Raw genomic sequence first — 1,302 nt, 5'->3', positions numbered from 1 at the left:
CCTAGCAGGCTGCTGAAAAGCGGTCTCGGAAAGCGGTTGGTTGGTCTCGGTGACCCGCATCCAGCGGCGGCGTTGTCCGAGCATGCGGCTTTTCGCGCGGTTTTCGGGGGGCGGCGGCGGTCGCGGGGCGGACTCCGGGCATCACGCCGTCACCGCCAACAGCTTCGGCAGCCGAACCAGGTTGTAGGCTGCCATGGCGAGGGTGAACTGCCAGTCGACCTTGGGCAGCCCGCGGTGGCGCGCCTTGCGCAGCCCGGCCACCGTCTTGGCCCAGCCGAAGGCCTCCTCGATCCGCTTGCGGATGCGCAGGCTGATGGCATAGCCGGGATGCCGCGTGGTCCGGCCGTCGATCGCCGAGCGCCGCCCATTGGTGTTCTGCGCCACATGCGGGGTGACGTTGATCTCGCGGAGTTCGGCCACGAAGTCCTGCGTGTCGAAGCCCTTGTCGCCCGCCAGCGTGACCTTCTGCGACCGATCAGCATGGGGCTGCATCAGGTGCAGCGCGGCGAGCCGCTCGGCATGACCCGAGGCGCGGGTAGCGACGGCGCCGACGATCAGCCCATTCCGGTTTTCCATCAGCGCATGCCCCATGAATGCCAGCTTGGCCTCCTTGCCGCGCCCCTTGCGGTAGAGCCGGGCATCGGGGTCGGTGGTCGATGCGTGGGTCTCGTTGCCGCGCTTCTGGCCATGGAAGTCCTGCTCGCCGTTGCGCCCTGCGTCGGGCGGTGGGGCGGAGCCGTCCTTCGGCCGGAAACTCTTGGTGCTGGCCCAGGCTTCCAGCAGCGTGCCGTCTACCGAGAAATGCTCGGTCGAGAGCAGCGCCTTGACCCGAGGCTGCGCCAGCACCGTGGCCAGGAACTTCAAAGCCACGTCGCCCTCCAGCAGGCGGTCGCGGTTCTTGGTGAAGGTCGTGGCGTCCCATACCGGGTCGTCCACGCCGAGGCCGACGAACCAGCGGAACAGCAGGTCGAACTCGATACGCTCGACCAACTGCCGCTCTGACCGGATCGAGTAGAAAGCCTGTAGCAGCAGGGCGCGCAGCAATCGCTCCGGCGGGATCGATTCCCGACCGAACGGCGAATACAGCGCATCGAACGCCGCCGACAGATCCGCCAGCGTGGCGTTCACCACGCCTCGGATCACCCGCAGCGGATGGTCGGCACGCACCCGCTTCTCAAGGTCGACATAGCTGAACAAGGACCCAGCCACCGCGTCGTTGCCGCGCATTCTCACCCCGTCCGACTGCGCCAGCAGCGAATCATGGACGCGGATTTCAGGCTACGAATTTCCGCAGCCTGCTAG

The 1,302-nt window shown here is 67.2% G+C and carries 1 protein-coding gene; it reads right to left on the bottom strand.

From position 1 onward, the window contains the following. Nucleotides 1-141: 141 nt before the first annotated feature. Nucleotides 142-1,227, bottom strand: a complete 1,086-nt coding sequence (locus ACFQS7_RS30910; RefSeq protein WP_380070980.1) for an IS5 family transposase — start codon at nt 1,225-1,227, stop codon at nt 142-144. Nucleotides 1,228-1,302: the final 75 nt, after the last annotated feature.

The organism is Dankookia sp. GCM10030260 (assembly GCF_042666655.1).
Classification (GTDB): domain Bacteria; phylum Pseudomonadota; class Alphaproteobacteria; order Acetobacterales; family Acetobacteraceae; genus Paracraurococcus.
This window is presented reverse-complemented; position numbering and strand designations above follow the sequence as displayed.